The following is a 21,605-nucleotide window of genomic DNA, read 5'->3' as shown; positions in this document are numbered from 1 at the left end:
ATAAATGTACCTAGCGCTAACACTAATAAAATAGCCGCTTTGTTTAACTGATTAGATGCCGACGCAACATCTGCACTCATAGAAGATCCCTCAACTTTGATTTTAAAATAGCGAATAGCCAAACTCTAACCATGCGCAATTGCGGTCGTAGTATGGCTATTTAAAGTGGAAAAACGTGTGGCGTCAGTTATAAAAAAATTTTTAAAACTGCACGCTTATTTTACAAATACCTTATAGCCATACGCAGGTACAGATAGCTGAGTGTATGCATTTATAACTGTGGCCTTATTTGAAAAATATTCGGTGTATTCACCTAATTGAATTGTTTCATTAAAAGAGACACTTTGCGCTTTATCTGAAAAATTAATGACTACAAATACTTTGTCTTCAGCTTTTTGGCGAGCAAAAGAAAAAATAGCCTTACTGTTGTTATTAGGCACAGGAATCATTTTACCACCCCAATTACCGTTCCAAAGCGCCTGATTTTTATGCTTTAGTTTAAATAATTGTTTGTATAAATCACCCACCGGGTGCGCCTTCCAAGTGATCTCATCTTTTTCAAAAAATGCCAGTGGCCTGTCCAACCCAGCTTCTTGGCCACTGTAAATAAGTGGCATTCCCTCTGCTGTTACTGTTAATACAATACCCGCATTTAAGTATTTGCCATGGCGCGCAAACATAGACTCCTCCCACGAATTTTTATCGTGGTTATCAACAAAATTCATTTTAATTGCATTATCAGGCCAAGCACTTAACGCATGCGCAAAGTGAGAATATACTGTTGATGCATCGCCATGACCTTTATTTACATCTACTAATGTATCGTGAAGCTCCCATGCATAGGTCATATCAAACGCTTTTTTATGTAAGTCTCTTGCATCCCATTCTGCAAGCATAAAAACAGGTTTTATTTTATCGAGCTCAAAGCGAACAGTGTCCCAAAAGTTGGTAGGAATAAACCCAGCCACATCTGCACGATAACCATCAATGTTTGCTTCTTTAACCCAATAAATTAATGAGTCAGTCATGTATTTACGCAGCTGTGGGTTTTCGTAATCAAAATCAATAATATCGGTCCAATCCCACCATGGGGTAGGCTGAAAACTCCCGTTGTGATCTTTTGTGTACCACTCAGGGTTATTTATTGTGAGGGGGTTATCCCACGCAGAATGATTAGCCACCCAATCAAGTATGACGTACATGCCAAGTTCATGTGCTTGCTCAACTAGCGACTTAAACTCATCCATAGTGCCAAACTCTGGGTTAACGGCTTGGTAATCCTTTACAGCGTAGTAACTGCCTCGTTCACCTTTGCGATTTTTTTCACCTATGGGTTGAATTGGCATTAACCACAGTATATCTACGCCTAAGTCTTTTAATCGAGGTAAGTGCGAGGCAAACGCGTTAAAAGTACCTTCGGGCGTATACTGACGAATGTTAACCTCATAAATAGTGGCATTTTTACTCCACTGAGGATGAGTTAACTCTACATACGGTTGGGGTTCATAAGCATGCAATTTATCTTGTGGTTGCACGGTATTGCATCCGTTTAAAAATAACAACGAAACAAAAAAAGTAAAAGCATACGCTTTATTTAATATTATATTTTTAAGTACCATTAATGATCTCTGTTGAGTAAAAGTGGCACTATTGTCGAGTATTTAAAAACGAGAACAACCGCCTAAAAACAAAATCACTGTTTACATATAAAAACAATAACTGATAATGTTTTTATATAAACCACATAAGCACTATTATGAAATTAGATGATGTACGCCTATTTGCTGAAGTAGTTAAGCAAGGTAGTTACTCAAAAGCAGCGCTTAGTTTAGGCGTTTCGAAGGGGTATTTATCAAAACAAATAAAGCAACTAGAAGCCCAGCTAGAAAAACAACTATTAGTGAGGAATACGCGCACTATGCGACTAACATCTGCTGGAGAAGTTCTTTTTGAACAATCGAGTAAATTAACCCGATTTTGGTCCGATACTCAAACGTTGTTAAATAACAACGAAGACTCAATAGCAGGTGAAGTAAAATGTACAGCACCTGTGGGGCTTGCTCAATATAGCTTATGGCCTATTTTATCTGACGTTATGAATAAGCATAACGGCCTTTCTATCTGTCTTGACACCGGAAACCCTACTCACAACCTAATTGCTGATGATTACGATTTTGCAGTCAGAATATGTAACGCCCCACCTGAAGATATGATTGCCAAAAAAATAGGCCAAGTAAAATACGTATGCTGTGCTTCACCGGAGTTTATTGCACTAAATAACTCCCCGGTCACACCTGATCAGTTAACAGACTTTCCATGCTTAGTACTCTCGCATTGGAGAGAATGGACATTTTATAAAGAGCAATTAGCTATAAATATTCAGTTACAAGGTAAATTAATGTCATCAGACAACGAAGTGTTAAAAAAAGCGTGCCTAGCACATAAAGGTATAGCGCGTTTACCTCGTTATATGGTGCAAAAAGAGCTAGAAAAAGGGACTCTAGTCAGTTTGTTTAATAGCTACCAAATAGAGACAAAAGATGTATATATTTTATACCCTCAAATAAGCAGCCGCCCCAAACGTATAAAGTGTGTTATTGACGCTATTATTGAAGCAACCGAGTTAATTTAACCTACTATGTATATAAGTCGCTAGGTGATCTTTTATATACCACACTAGGTAAAAAACGATTAAAAATCAGCCAATCAAAAAGTGTCATCATTTTTAAATTAAGCAACTTTATGTCTAAAGCCCCCTAATAGTGAGCGCTGAAAATTCAACCTAAAAAGATAAACAGCCTCTTCATTCAACCCCTGTTAACCCAGTACTGTTACAGTGAACAGCACGTATTAGATAAAGCGTTCTTATCATTTTGAATATGTAAACATAGGAGAAATAATCATGGCGAAAGAAAAAGTAGTCCTCATTACAGGTGCCTCAAGTGGCATTGGTGAAGCAACGGCCAAAACATTGGTTAATAACGGTCACAAAGTCATTCTTACCGCCAGAAGTGAAGATAAATTAGCTAAACTAGTTGAGTCATTAGGTGAAGATAACGCACTGAGTGTACCTGCAGATGCCACCGACTTTACCGAGCTTGAAAATGTAGTAACAAAAGGGCTCGAAAAATTTGGCCGACTAGATGCCGCATTTGCCAATGCAGGTATGGGCGTTTCAACCGCAGGCACCGAAAAAGGCGACCCCGATGAATGGTCAACCATGATAGACATAAACATTAAAGCCCTACTTTGGACCGCAAAAGCAACCTTGCCCCATTTACGCCAAAACAAAGGTCATTTTATATTAACCAGCTCAGCTGCTGGCCGTAAGCCAATTAAAGGCTCTATTTATGGTGCAACTAAATGGTTTGCTTACGGGTTTGGCCAAAACTTAGCTGAGGAAATGAGCGAGTGGAATGGCCGCTGCACAACCATAGCCCCTGGCATGGTAAACACCCCATTTTTTGATGAAGCTAAGCCCGACAAACTCGACCCGCAAGATGTAGCCGATGCGGTATTGTTTGCAATAGAGGCAAACCAGCGCAACAGCGTACGCGAGATATATTTAATGCCAACTAATTAAAACGTTAATTGGTTGAGTTCGGGCTGTCAGGTTTAATGCTAATGCGTTAAACCTGACGATTGTTTTTGATAAATACTGGCTGGATAGAATGAAGAATTTAAGATGGGTGTCTTGTTTATTTGCGTGTTTATTTAGTAATGGTAACGGCACGAGATAACTGTAATTGCTGTATCATCCACGGCATATACCAAACGATTTGTATCATCTATTCTGCGAGACCAAAAGCCTGAAAGATTTTCTTTAAGAGGTTCCGGTTTTCCAATCCCATCAAATGGAGAACGCTTAACATCGACAATTAGCTTATTTATACGTTTCAAAGTTTTCTTATCTTGAGTCTGCCAGTAGACGTAACTATTCCAAGCTTCATCAGTCCATGATAATAACCTGTTACTCATCAATAAGTTCTCGTGGAGTCGTTTTGCCCGCTTTATACTGCGCAATTGAACGGTTTAAATGTTCAGCGTTCGCTGGAGAGCGAAGTAAATGAACAGTTTCCATAAGGCTGTTGTAGTAATCTAATGACATTACAACCGCATCTTCAGTGTCACGACGAGTTATTACTGTCGTATCTGCATCATTAATTACATTATCCAAAACGGTTTTTAGACTATTTCGGGCTTCGGTAAAAGAGACTATTCTCATTTCGCACCTCACTTGTACATTATATAGGACAAGTTTAGCTGGAAAATTATTACATGTACAGGATGCTGTGCATTACTTTGTCGTGGTAGCAAATTTCTAAATAAGGCGCAAAGACATACGAGCTAAAATATTTGATGAACGAGCAAAAACCAACTGTTTTTTGTCCGTTTAAGCAACTTGTATGGGTTACAAAACATCTTGTTTGATTGAGTGTGCTTTGAGTTCCTTAGATATTGAATTTCGATCCATTTTTTCAGGTAATAAGAATGTAATTTCACTATCATCAGTAAACTTAAAAACGATGCCTTTTAAAATAAACCTATATGAAGAGATCAGTTCCCAAGGTATCAAAGTAATGTTATCCGCTTTAATTCTAACAAGGCCTTTGGGGCCTGAGTCAATTTTAACTGGTGACAGCCAAGTAATCGTATACAAGACCCAAGCTAAAATGAAACCTCCCACAGGCGCAATCCAAATAATTTTAGTTACGTGATGGATAAAGTCATCTTTAGTCAGCAGACTTATTGCGGCCAAAAAAACAAAAAACAGCGTCCATAATAAGCAACTAATTAACAGCCCCTTTGAAATGAGGCTGTATTTCTCTTGATTTTGGATTGATTTAATCCAAGGTTCAGTCCATTTCATTGCCTAATTTTAACCCTAACAATTTAGTCTACGACATTTGTCATTTTACAAAGTACCGAATGTCCCTATTTTATACTATTTCCATCCTAGCTATAAGATAAACACGTGTAAACAAATAGTTAGCTTCGCTTTACCTTTCTAAATGCAGCAAAACCCCAAAATGGTGGAGTTCAGTAATATCAGACTAACTGTTGTTTAGCTATACAGGCTGGTTATTAGTTAAGAGGTTTTATTTTAAACACCTGTGTTTAAATCAATAACGCATATACCCATTAACCCGTAAACTTGTAACCCGTTATTGCTTATAAAATTAGTTAAGAATCACAAGCTACTTCTATTGAATCCTCAGTATTTTTACTTCATATTGGGGCGTGTTGACCTTTGCGGATTGAAATTTGTTCAATCTAGGGGTGATTAAATCGCGGCGCGAGGTTTGTAACCTAGTGGGCTAAGTAAAAACCGAGCAACAAAGAGTTTATCGCCCCTAGAAAGAACCCGAAGGGCAGCGCATGTTTGGCATTTATGCTACGTTATCGCCTATTTATGGGGAGTAACCACACTACATAGGCTCAGCCTTGCCTAAAAACCAAACACACTGCTGCAAATCCAACCATCAAAGATAAACACGCCCTAACTCTTTTCTTCAATTATGAGGCTGTTATGTCACTTTTAAAATTTAGCCATGCACTTATCCTTACACTTGCTAGTACCCTACCGCTTACAAGCCATGCAGCGCTTAATAAAAATGAGCGTGAAATAGTAAAACAGGTCGATAAAAACATTCCCCAAGCACTTAAAGAAATAGAGCAAGCCGTAAATATTAATAGCGGTTCGCTTAATATTGAAGGTGTAAAAAAAGTAGGCGCGCTTACAAGCGAGCAGCTCAAAGCCATTGGTTTTAAAGTTGAATGGCTTGATGGCAGTGCGTTTAACCGTGCAGGGCATGTATTAGCAACCCATGAGAGTAAAAACCCCGATGCAATAAAAATACTGATGATCGGCCATCTTGATACGGTGTTTGCCAAACACGATAACTTTACGACCTATAAACAAATTGATGAACACACCGCAAGCGGCCCAGGTGTTGCCGATATGAAAGGCGGTAATACGATAATAATTACCGCGCTTAAAAGCTTACAAGCCCTTAATTTACTTGAAAACGTAAGCATAAAAGTACTGCTTACCGGCGATGAAGAAAGCAGCGGTCGTCCACTTAGTTTATCTAAAAAGGCGATTGTTGATGCAGCAATTTGGGCAGATGTAGCACTTGGTTTTGAGAACGGCGATAACAATATTAAAACCGCGATGGCGGCGCGCCGTGGCTATACCGGCTGGACATTAAATGTAACGGCCAATGCTGCACATTCGTCGCAAATATTTAGTGAAAGTGTAGGCTATGGCGCTATTTACGAGGCGTCGCGTATTTTAAATGACTTTAGAGAGCAACTAGCTACACAACCTAATTTAACCTTTAACCCGGGGCTTATTGTAGGCGGTACAAATGCCGATTACAACAGTGCTAACTCGTCAGCCATAGCGTTTGGTAAAAGTAATGTAATTGCACAAACCGTGCATGTGGCGGGTGATTTACGTGCGCTTTCGCCAAAGCAGGTAGAGGGCGCTAAAAAAGTGATGCAGCAAATAGTGGCTAAAAGCTTAAATGGCAGCCAAGCCGAGCTTATTTTTGAAGACGGCTACCCACCAATGGGGCTTACCGAGGGTAATAAAAAGCTGCTTGCACTGTATAGCCAAGCAAGCCAAGACTTAGGTTATAACAAAGTGGTGGCTGCAAACCCTCGTAATGCCGGCGCTGCTGATATTTCGTTTGCTGCAAACCATGTTGATATGGCGCTGGATGGCCTTGGCCTAATGGGCAGTGGCGCACACACTAAAAACGAAACCGCTGATTTAACCTCTCTAAATAAAAACACTGCTAAAACAGCGTTACTTATATACAGATTAGGGCAGTTATAAACGCAGACTTAGCCTTTATGGGTTAATAGGCTCTAACCGTTTGCCTGCTACTTGCAGCGCAAATTTACGCAACGTTTTAAGCTGCGGGCTTTCGGTTTGCCAATAGTGCCAATACAACGGTGTATCAATATAATATTCCGGGAATAAATCAACTAACTCCCCTTTTACCAGCGAGTCTCCTAGCTGTAAGGTCGGTAATAGCCCATAACCTAGCCCTGCTATCATGGCTTGTTTAAATCCCTCTGACGAAGGGTAAATATGGGTAAACAGTGGGGCTGAGCCATTAATATCTGCTAAAAACTGGTGTTGTAACTTGTCATACTCACTAAATACCAAGCATGGTAAATGTGCTAATTGCGAAAGCTCACTAAGCTTATGTTGTTTTATAAAATCAGGGCTTGCAATGGCTTTATAGCGTATGGCGCCAAGCGGGCTTACAAGCCCGCCATTTACTGGCTCGGGGGATGAGCTAATACACACCATTACTTCGCCGTCTTTCATTCTTTTATGGGCAATGGATTGATCTTCACTAATGACTTCAAAGCGTAATTTGCACGCAAGCTCTGTATCAAGCACAGCGAGTGCTTCGGGCAGCCAGGTTGCAAGCGAATCCGCATTAGCGGCAAGCTTTACGCTAAGCGGGGTGTTTAAATCTGTGTGCTCGTTGAGCGCCTCTACATTAAGGGCCACTTCTAACTGCAATACTTGCTGTAAATGGTTAAGTAAACGCTTGCCAAGTGCCGTGGGCGATGGCGGCTGGGTTCTTATTAATACGGGCTCGCCTAGTTTGGCCTCAAGCTGATGAATACGCCTGCTCACCGCCGATTGGGTAATAAATAATTTTTTTGAGGCCTTTTCAAATCCGCCTTCACTTATCACGGCGCTAAGCGCATTGAGTAACTGATAATCAATCATGAGTTTTACGCATATAACAATAAATATATTCATTGGATTTGTAACAGAATAGCCCCTACCCTGCAAGGCATTGAATAGCTGGTTTTATTTGGGTGGATTTAAAGTATGTCGTTTTTGTCGGGTGTTATGCTGGGGCTGAGTTTAATTATTGCCATTGGGGCGCAAAATATTTGGATTTTAAGCCAGTGTATGGCGGGCGCTAACCGCTTTGTTTTAGCTGCAGTTTGCATACTTTGCGACGCCACTTTAATTATAGTAGGTGTATTTGCCGCTAATGAATTAAAGCTATGGCTGCCGGGGTTATTACCGTGGTTAACGTGGGGTGGTATAGCCATGTTACTTTACTTAGCATTTGGCGCTGCGCGCAGTGCAATTAAAGGCACATCGGGGTTAAAAGTAACTCAGGTAATAAAAGTGAGCTGGTGGAAGACTGCCCTTGCGGCCCTTGCTATAAGCTTACTTAATCCACATGTTTATTTAGATACCGTGTTACTACTTGGCAGTATTGGCGCACTTCAGCCTGCGCCTTTGCATTTTGCTATTGGCGCTTGCGTGGCCTCTGTTATTTGGTTTAGTAGCTTGGTGTTGTTTGCACCAAAATTAAAAAAGGTTTTAAGCTCCCCGTTTAGATGGCGCATATTTGATAGCTGTATTGCGGTTATTTTATGTTTTGTGGCCTTTCAGTTGTATAGCGTGCCTAGCCAATAAGCCAAAACAGCGGTAGTTATGTATTTAACCAACGCTGTTGTTAGCTGTTTTTTAAAAAGACTAAGACATTATTTTATACAGTAATTCTCGCACTGTGGCGGGCTCAAACGGCTTATCACAAATGGCATCAACTCCCGCTTGCGCAATATTAGCTAGGTGGGTGTCGTTTGCCTCTGAGCTCACCATTAAAATAGGAATATGCGAGTAAGCATTTGAGCCGCGTACTGTTTCGGTTAGCTCACGGCCGTCCATTTCTGGCATGTTGTAGTCGGTAACAATTAAATCAAACGACTGCTCGCTAAGGTGCTCGATTGCTTCTTTACCGTTTTCGGCTTCTACTGGCTCAGGAATACCCATGCCAGCGAGTACGCGTATAATGTGTTTACGTGCAAAGCGGCTGTCGTCTACTACAAGTACACGAAGTAGCGTTACATCAAAAAGTTCAAGCTCTACTTCTTCTTCGCTTATTATATCGAGGGTTGCTTTAAGTGCGCGAGTAATGGCTTTTGCGCTAAAAGGCTTAGGTAAAATAGCCAACACGCCCGATTGGCGTAATTGCTCAAGGTATTTTTTATTACGCTCGCTCGATATAAGCATAAAAGGTTGATGCTCTGTGGCAGGATTAAGTCTTATTTTTTGCAACAATGAGTCGGCTGTACCGTCAGATAAGTACATTGAACTAATCACTAAATCTGGGTGGTAGCTTTCAAGCATAGATAGAACTTGTTCTTGAGTAGCCGCTGTTTCAACTTGCTTAACCCCACTTTCTACAAGCGATTTTATTATTATTTTTTGCTGAACCTCTGAAGGTTCTACAAGTAAAATGGACAAATTTGCTATTGCAGTTAAGTCGCTCATTCAAGTCTCTTTGGTATTGTTATAATCAGGATAATAATAACATTATTGACTCGTTAATATTATATAAAGAGATTGTAATATTTGAGAAAACATTAGCAATCCCCTTAAAATATAGCACTTATTAATTAGATTGAATGTAATCTAATGCATTCATTTTTTTATACGTGACGTTAGCGTGCAAAATATGTGCAGGCTCAGGGTCAACTACCTCAACGGGTATATCGTAATTTCGTGCTATTTCAATTGCCATTTGCGTGATATTGACACTAAATGAAGTGCCCATAAATACAATTTTATCGGCATTGAGCATACGCTGCTGTGCTTCGGTTATTCTGTAAAGCTCGGTGTAGTATTCATCAAATAACAAAACAAAAGGCTTAAATGAATGATTTAGCTCAGGCGCTTGGTTTTGAATATTAAATAGCTCAAAAAGAGAGTCATGCAGGCGGCTTTCGTCTACGCTATCCCACGGGGTCATAAGCGGTTTAACCGCTTCGCCTTGCTCATGAAATAATGTCATTTGATCGAGCCTACCGTGTATAGCAATGTAATTTTTGTTACCGGCTTTGCCATCAAGGCCATCTATATTTTGGGTAATTAAATTTTTATCGCTAAGCCAATGGTGAACGTCATTAGGGCCATGATTCCGATAGGCTGCAAAACGGTTGTAATACCAAGCTAAAAACTCGCGTGGATTATTTTGATACATAGCTCGCGTGGCCATTTCCATGGGGGTGTAATTTTTACTGCCTATAGTCCAAAAGCCATCTTCCCCTCTAAATGTAGGTATGCCGCTGGCTGCGCTTACCCCTGCGCCGGTAATATAAAGCGTATTCACTGTGTTACCTCGTACCCTAATACATCACTTATTACTTGCTGTTGGTTGTTCATTCCGCCAATACGGTATAAAAACCCATTGTGCTCAAGTAAGCCACGGTGATCCATACTGCCAACAGCTACATTAGGTAATACTTGCCACGAGTTTTGCTTTATATTAAAACGCCACACATGGCTGCTCGCCGGAGCGGGCTTTTTATTGTAACCAATACCGTTGTAGTTATACGGGTTATTAGAGCCACCCAGCATGTAAATATTGCCATTGTAGCTAGTCGCAGCCATACGGTAATGCGACTCACCTGTAGGGTGCGGCAAAGTACGCCAATCTATTTTTAGCGGATTGCTTGCGTTAATAGTGCCTTTTAAACACTGCGCAACGCCTGCAAACGAGCGACGTGAATCTGGGTTGGCCTGGGTTTTAACCCCATCGCAAATAACTATAGTATTACCGCTAATGGCTGCTGCTTGGCCAAAAACAGCTTCTCCTAAAAACGGCGATGCCTGTTGCCATGTGTCAGTTTGGGTATCGTATACTTGTACTAAATTTACATTGCCATCGTTATGCCAACCGCTAATAAGGTATATGTAACGCTCTTTGTAACTTAGCGCTACGCTGTCATCAACTGGTACTGGCATACTTGCAAGGTGTTTATATGTATTGCTTTTTATATCAAAGCGGTAAACATCGGGGCTGGAAATTTCAGTATGATCGCTATCTACCGTATAACCACCAAATATATAAGCGTATTCACCTAAGCCCACAGCAGTACTGGCTAAACGCCCTTTTAAGGGTAAGCTTGAAGGTACACTCGCTTGCTGCTGCCATTCGTTCTCACCTAATTTAAGTGAAAACACCTTATTGTGCACATCAGTGTGTTGTTTGTTTTTACCAAGGCCCATAAAGCTTAAAAAATAGCGTTGGTTTTCAATAGTAACCTTAGCAACAGCATTGTTTGCAACGGGTTCGGGTAGAGCAGGAAGGCTTGTTAACGCAATAGAAAAAAGAAGGCTCATAAACAATTAATATAAAAGTGACTAATATACTAAGGGTAAATTATTTTGCCCCTATGAACCAGACAACAGAAAGTAATTTGCCTTTTTAAAACATGAGCTCAAATGCGCTGCGTTTTACTTATTATTTAAAACAGCCGCCAATTTACACTTCCTTTAATTTAATTTTTAAGCATTGTGTTTAAAACTGCAAAACTTTAATAATTTTGAGCTAATTTTAAACATACGTGCTACCAAGCAATTTATACTTGTTAGTCCAATTAAGTGTACTTTTAGCCATATAAAGTATGCTAATATTTTGTGGTAACAAATGCTTTACAAAAATATATCCTGTTTTTGATTTTTGATCCTGTGGAGAAACCTAGGTGAAAATACCTAAAAAGTTAGTGTGCTCACTTATTATTGCCTCACCAATACTTGCTGCCGAACCATTAAACGACGATGACTTAGACCTTGATGCGTTAATGGGAATGGATGTGCAGGCCACCTCTGCAATGAAACGAGCACAATCGGCCTTTAATACAGCCTCGTCTATTTACGTACTAAGCAAAGAGCAAATTGAAAGTTCGGGAGCCACCTCTATTCCTGAGGCGTTAAAAATGGTGCCAGGACTTGCCGTAAGACAGCTTGATAACAATCAATGGGCTATTTCTGCCCGCGGGGTTGCTTCTCGTTATTCAAGCAAATTACTGGTAATGATAGATGGGCAAAGCTTATATACGCCGAAATTTGCCGCTGTTTACTGGGAGTCATTACATGTGCCCTTATACGACATTGAGCGCATTGAAGTTATTCGAGGTCAGGGTGGGTTGTTATGGGGTAATAATGCAAATAACGGCGTTATTAATATCATTACTAAAAACAGCATAGATACACGCAACACATACGCTAAAGCAATTACAGGTAATCAAATTAATGCAGATATAAGCCTTCGCCATGGCGGCGATATTTCAGATATTGGTAGTTACAGGGGCTATTACAATACTAAAAATACTGCACCTTCTAAAAAAGGCAGTCGCATTAAACCGAATGACTTTACTAAGCAACATTCCGGTGGCTTTAGAGCCGATTTTACGCCAAGCGATGAGTGGTCAATACTCTTCCAGGGGGATCATACTCACACGCAGCACGGTCAAAACCTTACTGGCGTTTTAGATTCGTCGAATCGTAGCCAGCAGTTTCCAACAACCGCTGACAGGCGCGACACGCGCTTAATGACCCGTGTTGAGCATCGCCTTTCTGAGAATGCAAATCAAATGTTGCAAATGTCGTGGCTTAAACAGCAAGGCGATCAGCCCTATATAAATGAAGATTTTGAATCGATTGATATTGATTATCAAATGAACTTTATTGCCGGCGCATTACAGGTAGATTGGGGCCTAAATTATCGCTTTAATAATATTTCTTTCCAAGATAGTATTTTTATTAATAGCGATAAAGACTTAGATAATCTTTATCAATACGGTGCCATGCTACAAGCACAATACAGTGTTATACCTGATACGTTAAACCTCATTGTAGGTACAAAAATAGAGCATAACGATTTAACCGGCTGGGAAAACCAACCTTTAGTTCGTTTTACCTATCAACCAAATCACGATCACTTAGCTTGGGGCTCAATTTCTCGAAGTGTGCGTATTCCTACCCTGATTGAATATAATGATAACTTTAGAGTCAATGGCCAAAAAATTTCAGACGTCATTGGGATGCAATCGGGCGTACCCGAAATAGATGAATACCATATAGCCACATTTTTAAATGGGAACGATAAAGTAAAAGCTGAAAACTATACCTCCTACGAGCTAGGTTACCGTGTATCTAAGGCTGACTGGTCTTTAGATGTTTCTGCGTTTAATACGCAAGCAGATGATGTTGCCGTAATTGGCTTAAACCCTCACGTAGAACAATTTATACCTGCATTAAATTTTTACCTTTCAGGACAAATACCTCAAGCGTTTGCGGCACTGCAAAAAACAAGCTTAGATTACGACTTTGTCTCGCTCGGTGAAACCACCACCACCGGCGGTGATTTGTTATTTTCAATGCAACTAATAGACGACTTAAGCAGCGAAATTGGCTACAGCTACACTAAAATAGATTATGATTTACCTAATGCAACGCGCCCCACTATTGGCTACGACTCGATAAACAGGCAGTTATTTACAAAACTCAACTATCATCTGAATGAACAGCATACTGTTTTTGCTACATTAAGAGCCGAAAACTCAAGCACCTATAATACAGATAACTACACGGCGGTAGACCTTACATGGAACTGGAAAATAAACAACAACTGGGCCACAGCCGTATCAGGCAAAAACTTATTTGCAGGCGCCCATATTGAATACGGCAATACTCGCGAAACATTTACGGTTCCTAATTACATAGACGAGTGTGTCACGTTTTCTGTTAGCGCAACATTTTAAGAGAGCCAATGCTTAAGCTTTTAAATCGACTGCTTTACCTATTTTTATGCCTTGGGCTTTGTACAAGCCCAAGCGCCTTTGCTGTGCAAAAAGAATATGTACTTAAAGCAGGCTTTTTATATAACTTTGCCCGATTAGGCCAATGGCAATCAGCTAAAGAAAACACACCCGATTTTTTAATCTGTAGCCCCGATAGCCAATTTATAGCCATAGCCAATGCCGCTTTAGAAAATCGCAAAGTGCATAATCGCTACCTACGTAATAAATACACCCCCCTTAAGACAACCGTACTTGAGGACTGTGATATAGTCTTTATTACCGATAATACCTACAAATTATGGTTAGAGGCTCACTCTGCCCTTGAGTTAAAAAATACAATGGTAGTTGGCGAAACCGATGGCTTTATAGCCACAAATGGACATATTCGATTTTTTCTATCAAGTAGTAAGGTACGCTTTGAAGTTGCCCCAAACAAGCTCAAAAAAGCAGGCATTACTATGAGCTCAAAAGTGCTTCGCCTAGCACGTGTAGTTGAGGGGTAAATAATGAAAAACTACTTCTCGCTTAACTCAATGAGTAAAAAGCTGCTGTTTATTTTAATGAGTGTTGCGCTTATCTCTACGGCGACTGTAACTGCTGTTTTTAGCGCGTATGAGCTAAAAACCGCAAAACAAGAACAAACGCAAAGCCTAAAATCGCTATCTCAAATATTGGCCCCCAATATAAGTACGGCCTTAATTTTTTACGATATTGCTGCCATTAAAGAGCTCATTGAGCCGCTATTAATGCGATCCGACATTGTTTCTGTAGAAGTGCTAGACAATTTTAGCCAACAACTCGCAAGCGTTGCATCACCTAAATACAATAAAGAAAACTCAGCTGCGCACACTACAGAAGTAAAAACACCACTAAAAATTGACGCACAGCGCTACGGTACGCTAATTGTGCGCGCCGACGACAGTGACCTCAACGACAGAGCCGCTTTTTATGGCCGGTTTATTATTGTATTAATGATTTTTAGCTTTATTTTAAGTTTGCTTGTATCGCTAATGCTTAGAAAGCGTTTTTTAAACCCCATTTTATATTTAGCACAAACTGCGGAGCAGATAACCTCATCTAACGACTATAGTTTACGAGCTAAAGAGCTTTCAAAGGACGAAGTGGGTAAGCTAACCAGCTGTTTTAATACCATGCTACAAACCATAGAGCAGCGGGATAACCTACTTGAAAACCAAGTAAAACGAAGAACAAAAGAGCTCGAAAATGCCAATGTTCAGCTGCATCAATATGCCTATCAAGATGGCTTAACCGACCTACCTAACCGCCGTTATTTTTATGAGCACCTGCAACAGCTTGTAAGCACACCTGAACAAAAATTTTCTTTGGTTTTTATTGATTTAGATGGCTTTAAAGAAGTAAACGATAGCTTAGGCCATGACTTTGGTGATTTATTACTCCACGAGGTGGCTAAGCGACTTCGCCGCTGCTTAAAACAGCAAGATATAGTGGCGCGCTTAGGCGGTGATGAATTTACCCTAATACTTAAAGGGGTAAACGATACAACAACGGTCTCCCATATAGCTCACGATGTAATGAAAAGCCTTACCCGAACCATAACTATTAAAAACGAGCATGTTCAGGTAACTGCAAGTATGGGCGTGGCATTTTTCCCACAAGACGGCGACTCGGTAGAAACGTTGATCAAACGAGCCGACCAAGCAATGTATTTATCAAAAAGTAAGGGGCGCAATAGGTTCGAATTTTTTTCCTATGAAATGGAAGAGCTCGCTATTGAAAAACGTCGTCTTATAGAAGAGATACGCATCGGCTTGCATAAAAACCAGTTTGAACTTTACTATCAACCAATATGGGACCCACATTCACATACGCTAAAAAAAGCGGAAGCGCTGATCCGTTGGAATCATCCAAAAAAAGGCATTATTGGCCCTGCCGAATTTATTGATGTAGCAGAACAAAATGGCTTAATAAAAGAGCTAGGAGAATGGGTTAAATCGCAAGCTGTTCGTGATGCTGTAGAGTTTAATAAACTAAGTTATACACCGGTGCAAATTAGTGTAAACACCTCACCTTTAGAAATTGACCGCGACGGTGTGTGGGTTACACAATGGGTAGAGGCATGCAAACTTTATAAATTGCCCCCTCACACGATTCTAATTGAAATAACTGAAAACAGCTTAATGGACCCAGATAACGCAATCCAACACCATTTAAAGCGGCTTAACGCGCTTGATATAGACATTGCCATTGATGACTTTGGGGTTGGCTACTCATCGCTTGCGTACCTTCAACAATTAGACATTGATATACTTAAAATAGATCAATCGTTTATACAAAATATTGAAGCCAATAGTAGCAGTATAGCGCTAATTAAAGCCATAATTACAATGGCGCATAACTTAGGGGTAGAAGTGGTCGCCGAAGGGGTAGAAACACCCACTCAACAAGCGCAATTAATTGCATTGGGCTGTGACTATATTCAGGGCTATTTATATTCAAAGCCACTTTCAAAGCAAAACTTTATAAATAGCCATCTGCAAATAAAAGCCACCACCGAATAATTACAGCCAGCGCGGTACGGTTTGCTTGTAGTTTAGGTAGTCACTATTAAAGCGCGTTGCTAAATGCGCTTCTTCAACCACTATTTGTTTATAAAGTGCAATTAAGCCCACGGCCAAGCAAATTAAACTAAATACACTCGGTAAGGCTAAAAAGAATCCCAGCTGAGCAGTTGCCACGCCTACATACATGGGATTGCGCGAAAAACTATATAAGCCTGTGGTTTTAAGCGTTTGCGGTCCATTTGGATCTATACCCGAGCGCCAAAGTGACGCCATATGAAAATGCACCACCATGCTAAGTGCAAAGCCCGCCGTGAGCAAAATATTGCCAAACATAACACCTGGCCACCCATTTAAGGAATTAAACATACCTAAGTAGTTGTCGGTGACAGGTACAAACACACGCAGCACACACACTAACCATATAGCAGCCCGAAAAAACTTAAACGCCATATGATTCCACCAGCTAGTACAAAACTTAGCGCCAGGAAAAATAACACCCGCAGGCGTAGAACGGTTTTTATAAATAATTCTAACGGTGTAAAACCCCGCCACAAACGTGTAAAAAAGCGCTAAATACACACGCGTAAATTCGATTAGCGAAGCAGAATCATCTATAAACGGTTGGTAGCTCATTAATTTATTTTCTTCATCCTTTTATAATAATTTCATCATAATAGCCATGCTATTTATTAACAAGGTTAGTGTGCTAAAAACGTATAGTGGGTTTTTACCTAAAAACTATAATTTATACCCGCGTAGTAGCGCCTACCTGAGTAACTTGAACTTAATAAACGCGCATCAGTATCGTTACCTAAACGCGTAACAGTTTCCGATTTAGTTAAATTAATAACAGAGGCTGTTAAACTTAAGCTATCAGATATATTAATGGCGGCATTTACATCAACTTGCTCGTAAGGGTCTTGGTATACATTTAAACCACTGTTTAAGCCAAGTACAGTTTCGCCGCGTTTATTGTACGACGCGCGAAGAGTAAAGTACTCGCCTTCGTAATAAGCGGAGGTGTTGTATTGGTATTTAGCACTCCCGATCAGTGGCGACTGACCAAATTCTTCTCCATTTACACTTACATCGGCTTTATTGGTTTTGTTATAGGTGTAATTAGCATAAAAGCCAAAACCGCCTGCAAATGCATGTTGAATAAATACTTCAGCCCCTTTTGATACCGCATCAGTGCCGTTACCCACGGTGCTGTATGGCGCAACGGTAATTACCCCGCTTTCTACTATATTTTCTTTGCCTGCAAACTCTTGCTGCATATCTATTACCAGCGGCACAACAAAGTTATCAACCTTTTTATGAAATAGCGCTAGCCCCAATGCTGAGCCCTCGGCGTAATAATATTCAATAGATAAATCGGCCTGCACTGATTCAAAAGGTTTTAAATTTTTATTACCGCCACTGCCACTAAAGCCTGCAAGCTCGTTAAATGCAGCTCTGTCATCTGCCCATTCATTTGATACAAACGTAATACGCTGCTGCGAGCCTAAATCGCTGTAATCTGGTCGCGCCATCACTTTAGCAATAGCGCCTCTAATCACTAAATCGTCGGTGGCATCCCACGCTATATTAAAGCTTGGTAGAATTTGAGTGTCGGTGTTTTTTTGTGTAACCAACTGATAGTCATCTACAAAGCGCGCATCGCCAGTTACCGGCTCGCCTGTTTCATCATTGGTGTGATCACGTTGATAAGTATATAAATCGGTAGAAGAGGTTAATGTTTTAGTGTGTACTACGCGCACACCTAAATTACCTCTAATGTCACTCAATTCAAAATCGCCTTGAATGTAAAACGCGGATATTTTTTCTTCAATATCGTATACAAAATTATCTTCTATGCGGGTATAAGGTGTGTAGTTGTTTGTTACTAAATTTCGGTATTTATCCCAATCTATGCTGGGCATTTGGTTTATGTTAAACCCGCCCACTATATTGGTTTGATTAATAAACACCTCCTCGGCCAGTGGCATACCGCCATTCCATTGATAGCTATCAAATTGCGTTATGCCTTGCTCACTCGCTTCACCTGCAGCAATATCAAAGTTAGAGTCTAAAAAAAACGTATTGCCGGTCTCGCGGTGTAAGTTGGCATGGCGATATTTAGCGCCGGTTCTAATGGTTTTTAAAAACCCCCAATCAACATAAAAGTCGATGTCGGCCTGGTAATAATCTTCCTCGAGTTCACTGCGAACAAAGCTTGAATTTGACGAGCCAGCATCACGGCCGCCGCCCAAACCACTTTGCAAGTTAGCGAATGTATTTGGGTCAATATTAAGTGATACATTATCTTGCGCTATTGACCAGCCAGCTGTTTGAGCTGCATTTTCTATAACGGCTTGGTTTTCACCAGCGTTTGAGCTTTTATATGCCGCTTCCCAGCTTTCTTCAGGCCCACCCTCAGATTGCGTGTTACCAATAACAAAACGTGCTTTAAAGGTATCGCCTTCGTAGGTTAAATTAAAATCAAACGTATCGGAGGTAGACTCTTCGCGTACATAACTGCCACGCATCCACGGAAACTGCATATCGTTTTCAACACCGCTAGCACTGGCATTATATTGCATACCCGTTGCAATAGTGCCTGTTTGATCAAGTGTAACGGCGGTTAAAAAATCAGGATTGAGTGACCATTCTGGTATATCAATGACTGATTCAGTTCTGTCTTGCCCAAGCGTAAACCCAAAGTAGTTAAAGCCAAGCTCTAAGTTGTTAGTTGGTCGCCACTGCGTACTAAATTGAATACCTTCACGCTCACGTTTTTCATTAAGCACTGAAGCACGTACTACCTGCGGAAACCACACGCCATCGTAACTCTTACCACTGGCATCATTAATAGTATCCCAGCCATTATTGTTATCAACGGCATTTCCATTAATATCAGCAGGTTGGCCGCCACCAGTGTAACGCCATACATTGGCATCGGTGCTGCCTGTTAATGTGCGATTAGTACGCTCTTGATAGGTATAACCCATTAATACGCCAAAGGTGTCGTCGTCATTTTTCCATGAATATAAGCCAGTAAATTGCGGCTCGTATTCTTTTGTTACATCAGCGTAAGTGGATTCAACATTAAATACACCTGAGTTTGCCTCCATGCTTAAAGGCTTGCGGCTATGCATCAATACTGTGCCACCCACTCCGCCTTCATCTAAACGTGCTTCTGGCGATTTATACACTTCTACGCTTTCTATCATGGCAGAGGGCAGTAAAGTGTAATTGAACGAACGAGAAGGCTCTCCGGGTGATGACGCTATAAAATTGCCATTAAGCTGAGTAAATGTAAGCTCAGATGATAAGCCACGAATACTAACCGATGCCCCTTCTCCGCCGTCGCGTTCAATAACAACACCGGGCACTCGCTGCAACGAATCCGCTACGTTTTTGTCAGGAAATTTCCCGATATCTTCGGCTGTAATTGCATCCACCACAGAGCCAGACATCCGCTTAACATCTAAATTCTCAGCCATACTTGTGCGTATTCCTCGCACTTCAATTACTTCCATGTTTTTTTTAAGCGGAGTTTTAGCGTTTTGTGAGGTAACACCATCGGCTAAACTAAGCGAACTTGAGCTAATAAGGGATACACAAAACAAAGATTTATATATTTTAGAAAAGGGGTAATGACGTGGGCAATTAATCATTTTTATAACTATTCCATTTATGTTGCTTTTAGCTAAGCAAATAAGTGATTCCGTCAACGTATTGAGGTACGCAATAGTAAATTTTCGCAAAGTTTACATGGCGAAACTTAATCTATTGTTAACGTATGGCTTAATTTCCCCTTATCATGATTTAAAAACTGACTTACACCTCACTACCTAGGGCATATTTGGTTTATATGGCTAGTTTTAAACGCTGTTTTAAGTGTAAAAAAACGCCTAGGGTATTGTTTAAAATACGCCATAAAGCAAAAAACCGCGAACGCGGTTTTAGTATATGCTTGTTTTTTATCGCGCTATAGCCAATCAACTATTAGAGTTTAATTGGCTTGTGAATTGCCCCACCGCATTCACTACCTTTTGTGCTCCATCTTGAATTTCAGCCATAACATCACCTGACTCTTTAGAAAGCGCTAAACCTTGCTCGGCTTTTTCTTTACCTTGCTCAATAACGGCCACTGTACTTTGAGTTTGTGATTGATTACGCTGCACAACTTCCACAATTTCTTCTGTTGCCTTTGATGTTCTTGACGCCAAATGCCTTACTTCATCTGCTACTACAGCAAAGCCGCGCCCTTGCTCTCCTGCACGCGCAGCCTCTATTGCAGCATTAAGGGCAAGCAAATTGGTTTGCTCAGCAATACTACTAATACTTTGCACTATGCTGGCTATTTGTTGTGACTGCTGATCAAGTGCCGATATTTCATTAGCGGCTTGCTCCATATTAACGGCTAACTCATTCATAACAGAAACTGTTTCTTGTAGCACGCTACTACCACGCTCTGCGGTTTTATCTGTTTCTGTAGAGGTGCCGTAGGCAATTTCGGCAGCTTGCGATATAGCAATTTCGCGGTTTACTTGCTCAGTAATTACGGTGGCAAACTTCATTACTTTATAAAGTTGATCCGCATCATTTGATATTGGATTGTAAGTCGCTTCTAACCAAATCACGTTGCCATACTTATCTATCCGCTTAAACCTATCTGCAATAAATTGGCCTTGCCTTAATTTACTCCAAAATTCTTGGTATTCAGCCGAATTAGCTTCTTCGGTTTCACAAAACACTCGGTGATGTTGACCTATTATTTCTGATTCACTGTACCCCATGGCCGACAAAAACTGATCGTTTGCCGTTAATACGTGCCCCGCTAAATCAAACTCAATCACGGCCATAGAGCGATAAATCGCTTTTATTGTGTCGCTTTGCTCGCGAGAAGTCGCAATCGTTTTGGTAAGCACAGTGCCAAACACAGAAAAATACAATAACTGGTTTTGCTCGCCCACCACTGGGTGCACTATTAACCTTAGCCATTCTGCATTGCCATCTTGGCGTATAAACTCTATGGCACCACTCCAGTGGCCTTCTTTTTGGAATGCTTTTTCAAGTTCTTCGTATTCTGGTGATAACCGCGACTGCTCAGCAATAAAATCGCCTAACTGATTATTTGTTAAATTATCTTCGTTATAGCCAAGTGCGTTTAAAAAGTTATCGTTAGCATGCGAAATTCGTCCATCATAAAGTACATTAAGTACCAGCATTTCTTTGTAAAGCCCTTCCCATACCTGCTCCAAGGGATACAGCTGGGCTTTTAAAGCGGCTATTTCGTTTTGCTTACCTTTTGAAAAAAACATTAATTTCCCTACCAAAAAACACTAAATCAAGTTACTTCCAGTATAGAAGGTATTAATGATAACGCGATAATTAATAAGTAGTTTAAGCTAAATTTTTACTCTATTTTTAAGCATA

At 40.5% G+C, this 21,605-nt stretch carries 18 protein-coding genes; 7 read left to right on the top strand and 11 right to left on the bottom strand.

Annotation, left to right across the window (positions count from 1 at the left end; translation table 11 throughout):
• Positions 1 to 215: 215 nt before the first annotated feature.
• Positions 216 to 1,535 carry an alpha-amylase family glycosyl hydrolase gene (locus AN389_RS15415; protein ID WP_235575986.1) on the bottom strand — a complete coding sequence of 440 codons (1,320 nt, stop codon included), beginning with the start codon at positions 1,533 to 1,535 and terminating at the stop codon, positions 216 to 218.
• Positions 1,536 to 1,756: 221 nt separating this feature from the next.
• Here AN389_RS15415 and AN389_RS15410 point away from each other — a divergent pair, with 221 nt between their 5' ends.
• Complete coding sequence (locus tag AN389_RS15410; RefSeq protein WP_055016074.1) at positions 1,757 to 2,632, top strand: LysR family transcriptional regulator; 876 nt, start codon at positions 1,757 to 1,759, stop codon at positions 2,630 to 2,632.
• Positions 2,633 to 2,902: 270 nt separating this feature from the next.
• On the top strand, positions 2,903 to 3,583 hold the full coding sequence (locus tag AN389_RS15405) for an SDR family oxidoreductase (RefSeq protein ID WP_055018261.1): 681 nt from the start codon (positions 2,903 to 2,905) through the stop codon (positions 3,581 to 3,583).
• Between the two features lie 131 nt (positions 3,584 to 3,714).
• Here the strand turns inward: AN389_RS15405 and AN389_RS15400 are convergent, their stop codons facing one another.
• The 3 genes from AN389_RS15400 to AN389_RS15390 form a co-directional block, all read right to left on the bottom strand.
• Positions 3,715 to 3,978, bottom strand: a complete 264-nt coding sequence (locus AN389_RS15400) for a Txe/YoeB family addiction module toxin (protein WP_004587014.1) — start codon at positions 3,976 to 3,978, stop codon at positions 3,715 to 3,717.
• Positions 3,971 to 4,225 carry a type II toxin-antitoxin system Phd/YefM family antitoxin gene (locus AN389_RS15395; RefSeq protein WP_055016076.1) on the bottom strand — a complete coding sequence of 85 codons (255 nt, stop codon included), beginning with the start codon at positions 4,223 to 4,225 and terminating at the stop codon, positions 3,971 to 3,973. The genes AN389_RS15400 and AN389_RS15395 overlap by 8 nt, the downstream gene beginning before the upstream one ends.
• Positions 4,226 to 4,411: 186 nt before the next feature.
• Entirely contained in the window at positions 4,412 to 4,870 is a 459-nt protein-coding gene (locus tag AN389_RS15390; RefSeq protein ID WP_055016077.1) for a hypothetical protein, read from the bottom strand.
• A 660-nt stretch (positions 4,871 to 5,530) separates the two neighbouring features.
• Here AN389_RS15390 and AN389_RS15385 point away from each other — a divergent pair.
• Complete coding sequence (locus AN389_RS15385; protein WP_055020194.1) at positions 5,531 to 6,844, top strand: M20/M25/M40 family metallo-hydrolase; 1,314 nt, start codon at positions 5,531 to 5,533, stop codon at positions 6,842 to 6,844.
• A 15-nt stretch (positions 6,845 to 6,859) separates the two neighbouring features.
• Here the strand turns inward: AN389_RS15385 and AN389_RS15380 are convergent, their stop codons facing one another.
• Positions 6,860 to 7,759 (bottom strand): LysR family transcriptional regulator ArgP, encoded by a 900-nt coding sequence (locus AN389_RS15380; protein WP_055016122.1) that lies wholly within the window; start codon positions 7,757 to 7,759, stop codon positions 6,860 to 6,862.
• Between the two features lie 105 nt (positions 7,760 to 7,864).
• On the opposite strand from AN389_RS15380, the gene AN389_RS15375 reads away from it, so the two are divergent.
• Entirely contained in the window at positions 7,865 to 8,467 is a 603-nt protein-coding gene (locus tag AN389_RS15375; RefSeq protein ID WP_055016079.1) for a LysE/ArgO family amino acid transporter, read from the top strand.
• A 60-nt stretch (positions 8,468 to 8,527) separates the two neighbouring features.
• Here the strand turns inward: AN389_RS15375 and AN389_RS15370 are convergent, their stop codons facing one another.
• The 3 genes from AN389_RS15370 to AN389_RS15360 all read right to left on the bottom strand — a co-directional run bounded on the left by AN389_RS15370 (position 8,528) and on the right by AN389_RS15360 (position 11,176).
• A complete protein-coding gene (locus tag AN389_RS15370; RefSeq protein ID WP_055016080.1) occupies positions 8,528 to 9,325 on the bottom strand; it encodes a response regulator in 798 nt (265 codons plus the stop codon).
• 121 nt (positions 9,326 to 9,446) lie between these two features.
• Positions 9,447 to 10,163 carry a Sir2 family NAD-dependent protein deacetylase gene (locus AN389_RS15365; protein WP_055020193.1) on the bottom strand — a complete coding sequence of 239 codons (717 nt, stop codon included), beginning with the start codon at positions 10,161 to 10,163 and terminating at the stop codon, positions 9,447 to 9,449.
• The gene (locus AN389_RS15360) at positions 10,160 to 11,176 is read right to left on the bottom strand and encodes a kelch repeat-containing protein (protein WP_055016082.1); all 1,017 of its coding nucleotides are present in this window, start codon (positions 11,174 to 11,176) and stop codon (positions 10,160 to 10,162) included. Before AN389_RS15360 ends, AN389_RS15365 begins: the two co-directional genes overlap by 4 nt.
• A 362-nt stretch (positions 11,177 to 11,538) precedes the next feature.
• Here AN389_RS15360 and AN389_RS15355 point away from each other — a divergent pair, with 362 nt between their 5' ends.
• Genes AN389_RS15355 through AN389_RS15345 form a run of 3 tightly spaced genes read left to right on the top strand, consistent with a single transcriptional unit; the run spans position 11,539 to position 16,178 of the window.
• On the top strand, positions 11,539 to 13,599 hold the full coding sequence (locus AN389_RS15355; RefSeq protein ID WP_055016083.1) for a TonB-dependent siderophore receptor: 2,061 nt from the start codon (positions 11,539 to 11,541) through the stop codon (positions 13,597 to 13,599).
• An 8-nt stretch (positions 13,600 to 13,607) separates the two neighbouring features.
• Positions 13,608 to 14,141, top strand: a complete 534-nt coding sequence (locus tag AN389_RS15350; RefSeq protein WP_055016084.1) for a YfiR family protein — start codon at positions 13,608 to 13,610, stop codon at positions 14,139 to 14,141.
• 3 nt (positions 14,142 to 14,144) lie between these two features.
• Positions 14,145 to 16,178, top strand: a complete 2,034-nt coding sequence (locus AN389_RS15345; RefSeq protein WP_055016085.1) for an EAL domain-containing protein — start codon at positions 14,145 to 14,147, stop codon at positions 16,176 to 16,178.
• Here AN389_RS15345 and AN389_RS15340 read toward each other — a convergent pair whose 3' ends face one another.
• The 3 genes from AN389_RS15340 to AN389_RS15330 form a co-directional block, all read right to left on the bottom strand.
• Positions 16,179 to 16,814 (bottom strand): isoprenylcysteine carboxylmethyltransferase family protein, encoded by a 636-nt coding sequence (locus AN389_RS15340; RefSeq protein ID WP_055016086.1) that lies wholly within the window; start codon positions 16,812 to 16,814, stop codon positions 16,179 to 16,181.
• Positions 16,815 to 16,912: 98 nt separating this feature from the next.
• Complete coding sequence (locus AN389_RS15335; RefSeq protein WP_055020192.1) at positions 16,913 to 19,840, bottom strand: TonB-dependent receptor; 2,928 nt, start codon at positions 19,838 to 19,840, stop codon at positions 16,913 to 16,915.
• 324 nt (positions 19,841 to 20,164) lie between these two features.
• Positions 20,165 to 21,490, bottom strand: a complete 1,326-nt coding sequence (locus tag AN389_RS15330) for a PAS domain-containing methyl-accepting chemotaxis protein (protein WP_055020191.1) — start codon at positions 21,488 to 21,490, stop codon at positions 20,165 to 20,167.
• Between the last annotated feature and the right edge of the window lie 115 nt (positions 21,491 to 21,605).

It is taken from the genome of Pseudoalteromonas sp. P1-7a (assembly GCF_001401855.1).
Lineage (GTDB): Bacteria > Pseudomonadota > Gammaproteobacteria > Enterobacterales > Alteromonadaceae > Pseudoalteromonas.
The sequence above is the reverse complement of the archived record's forward strand: the minus strand, read 5'-3'. Positions and strand labels throughout refer to the sequence as shown.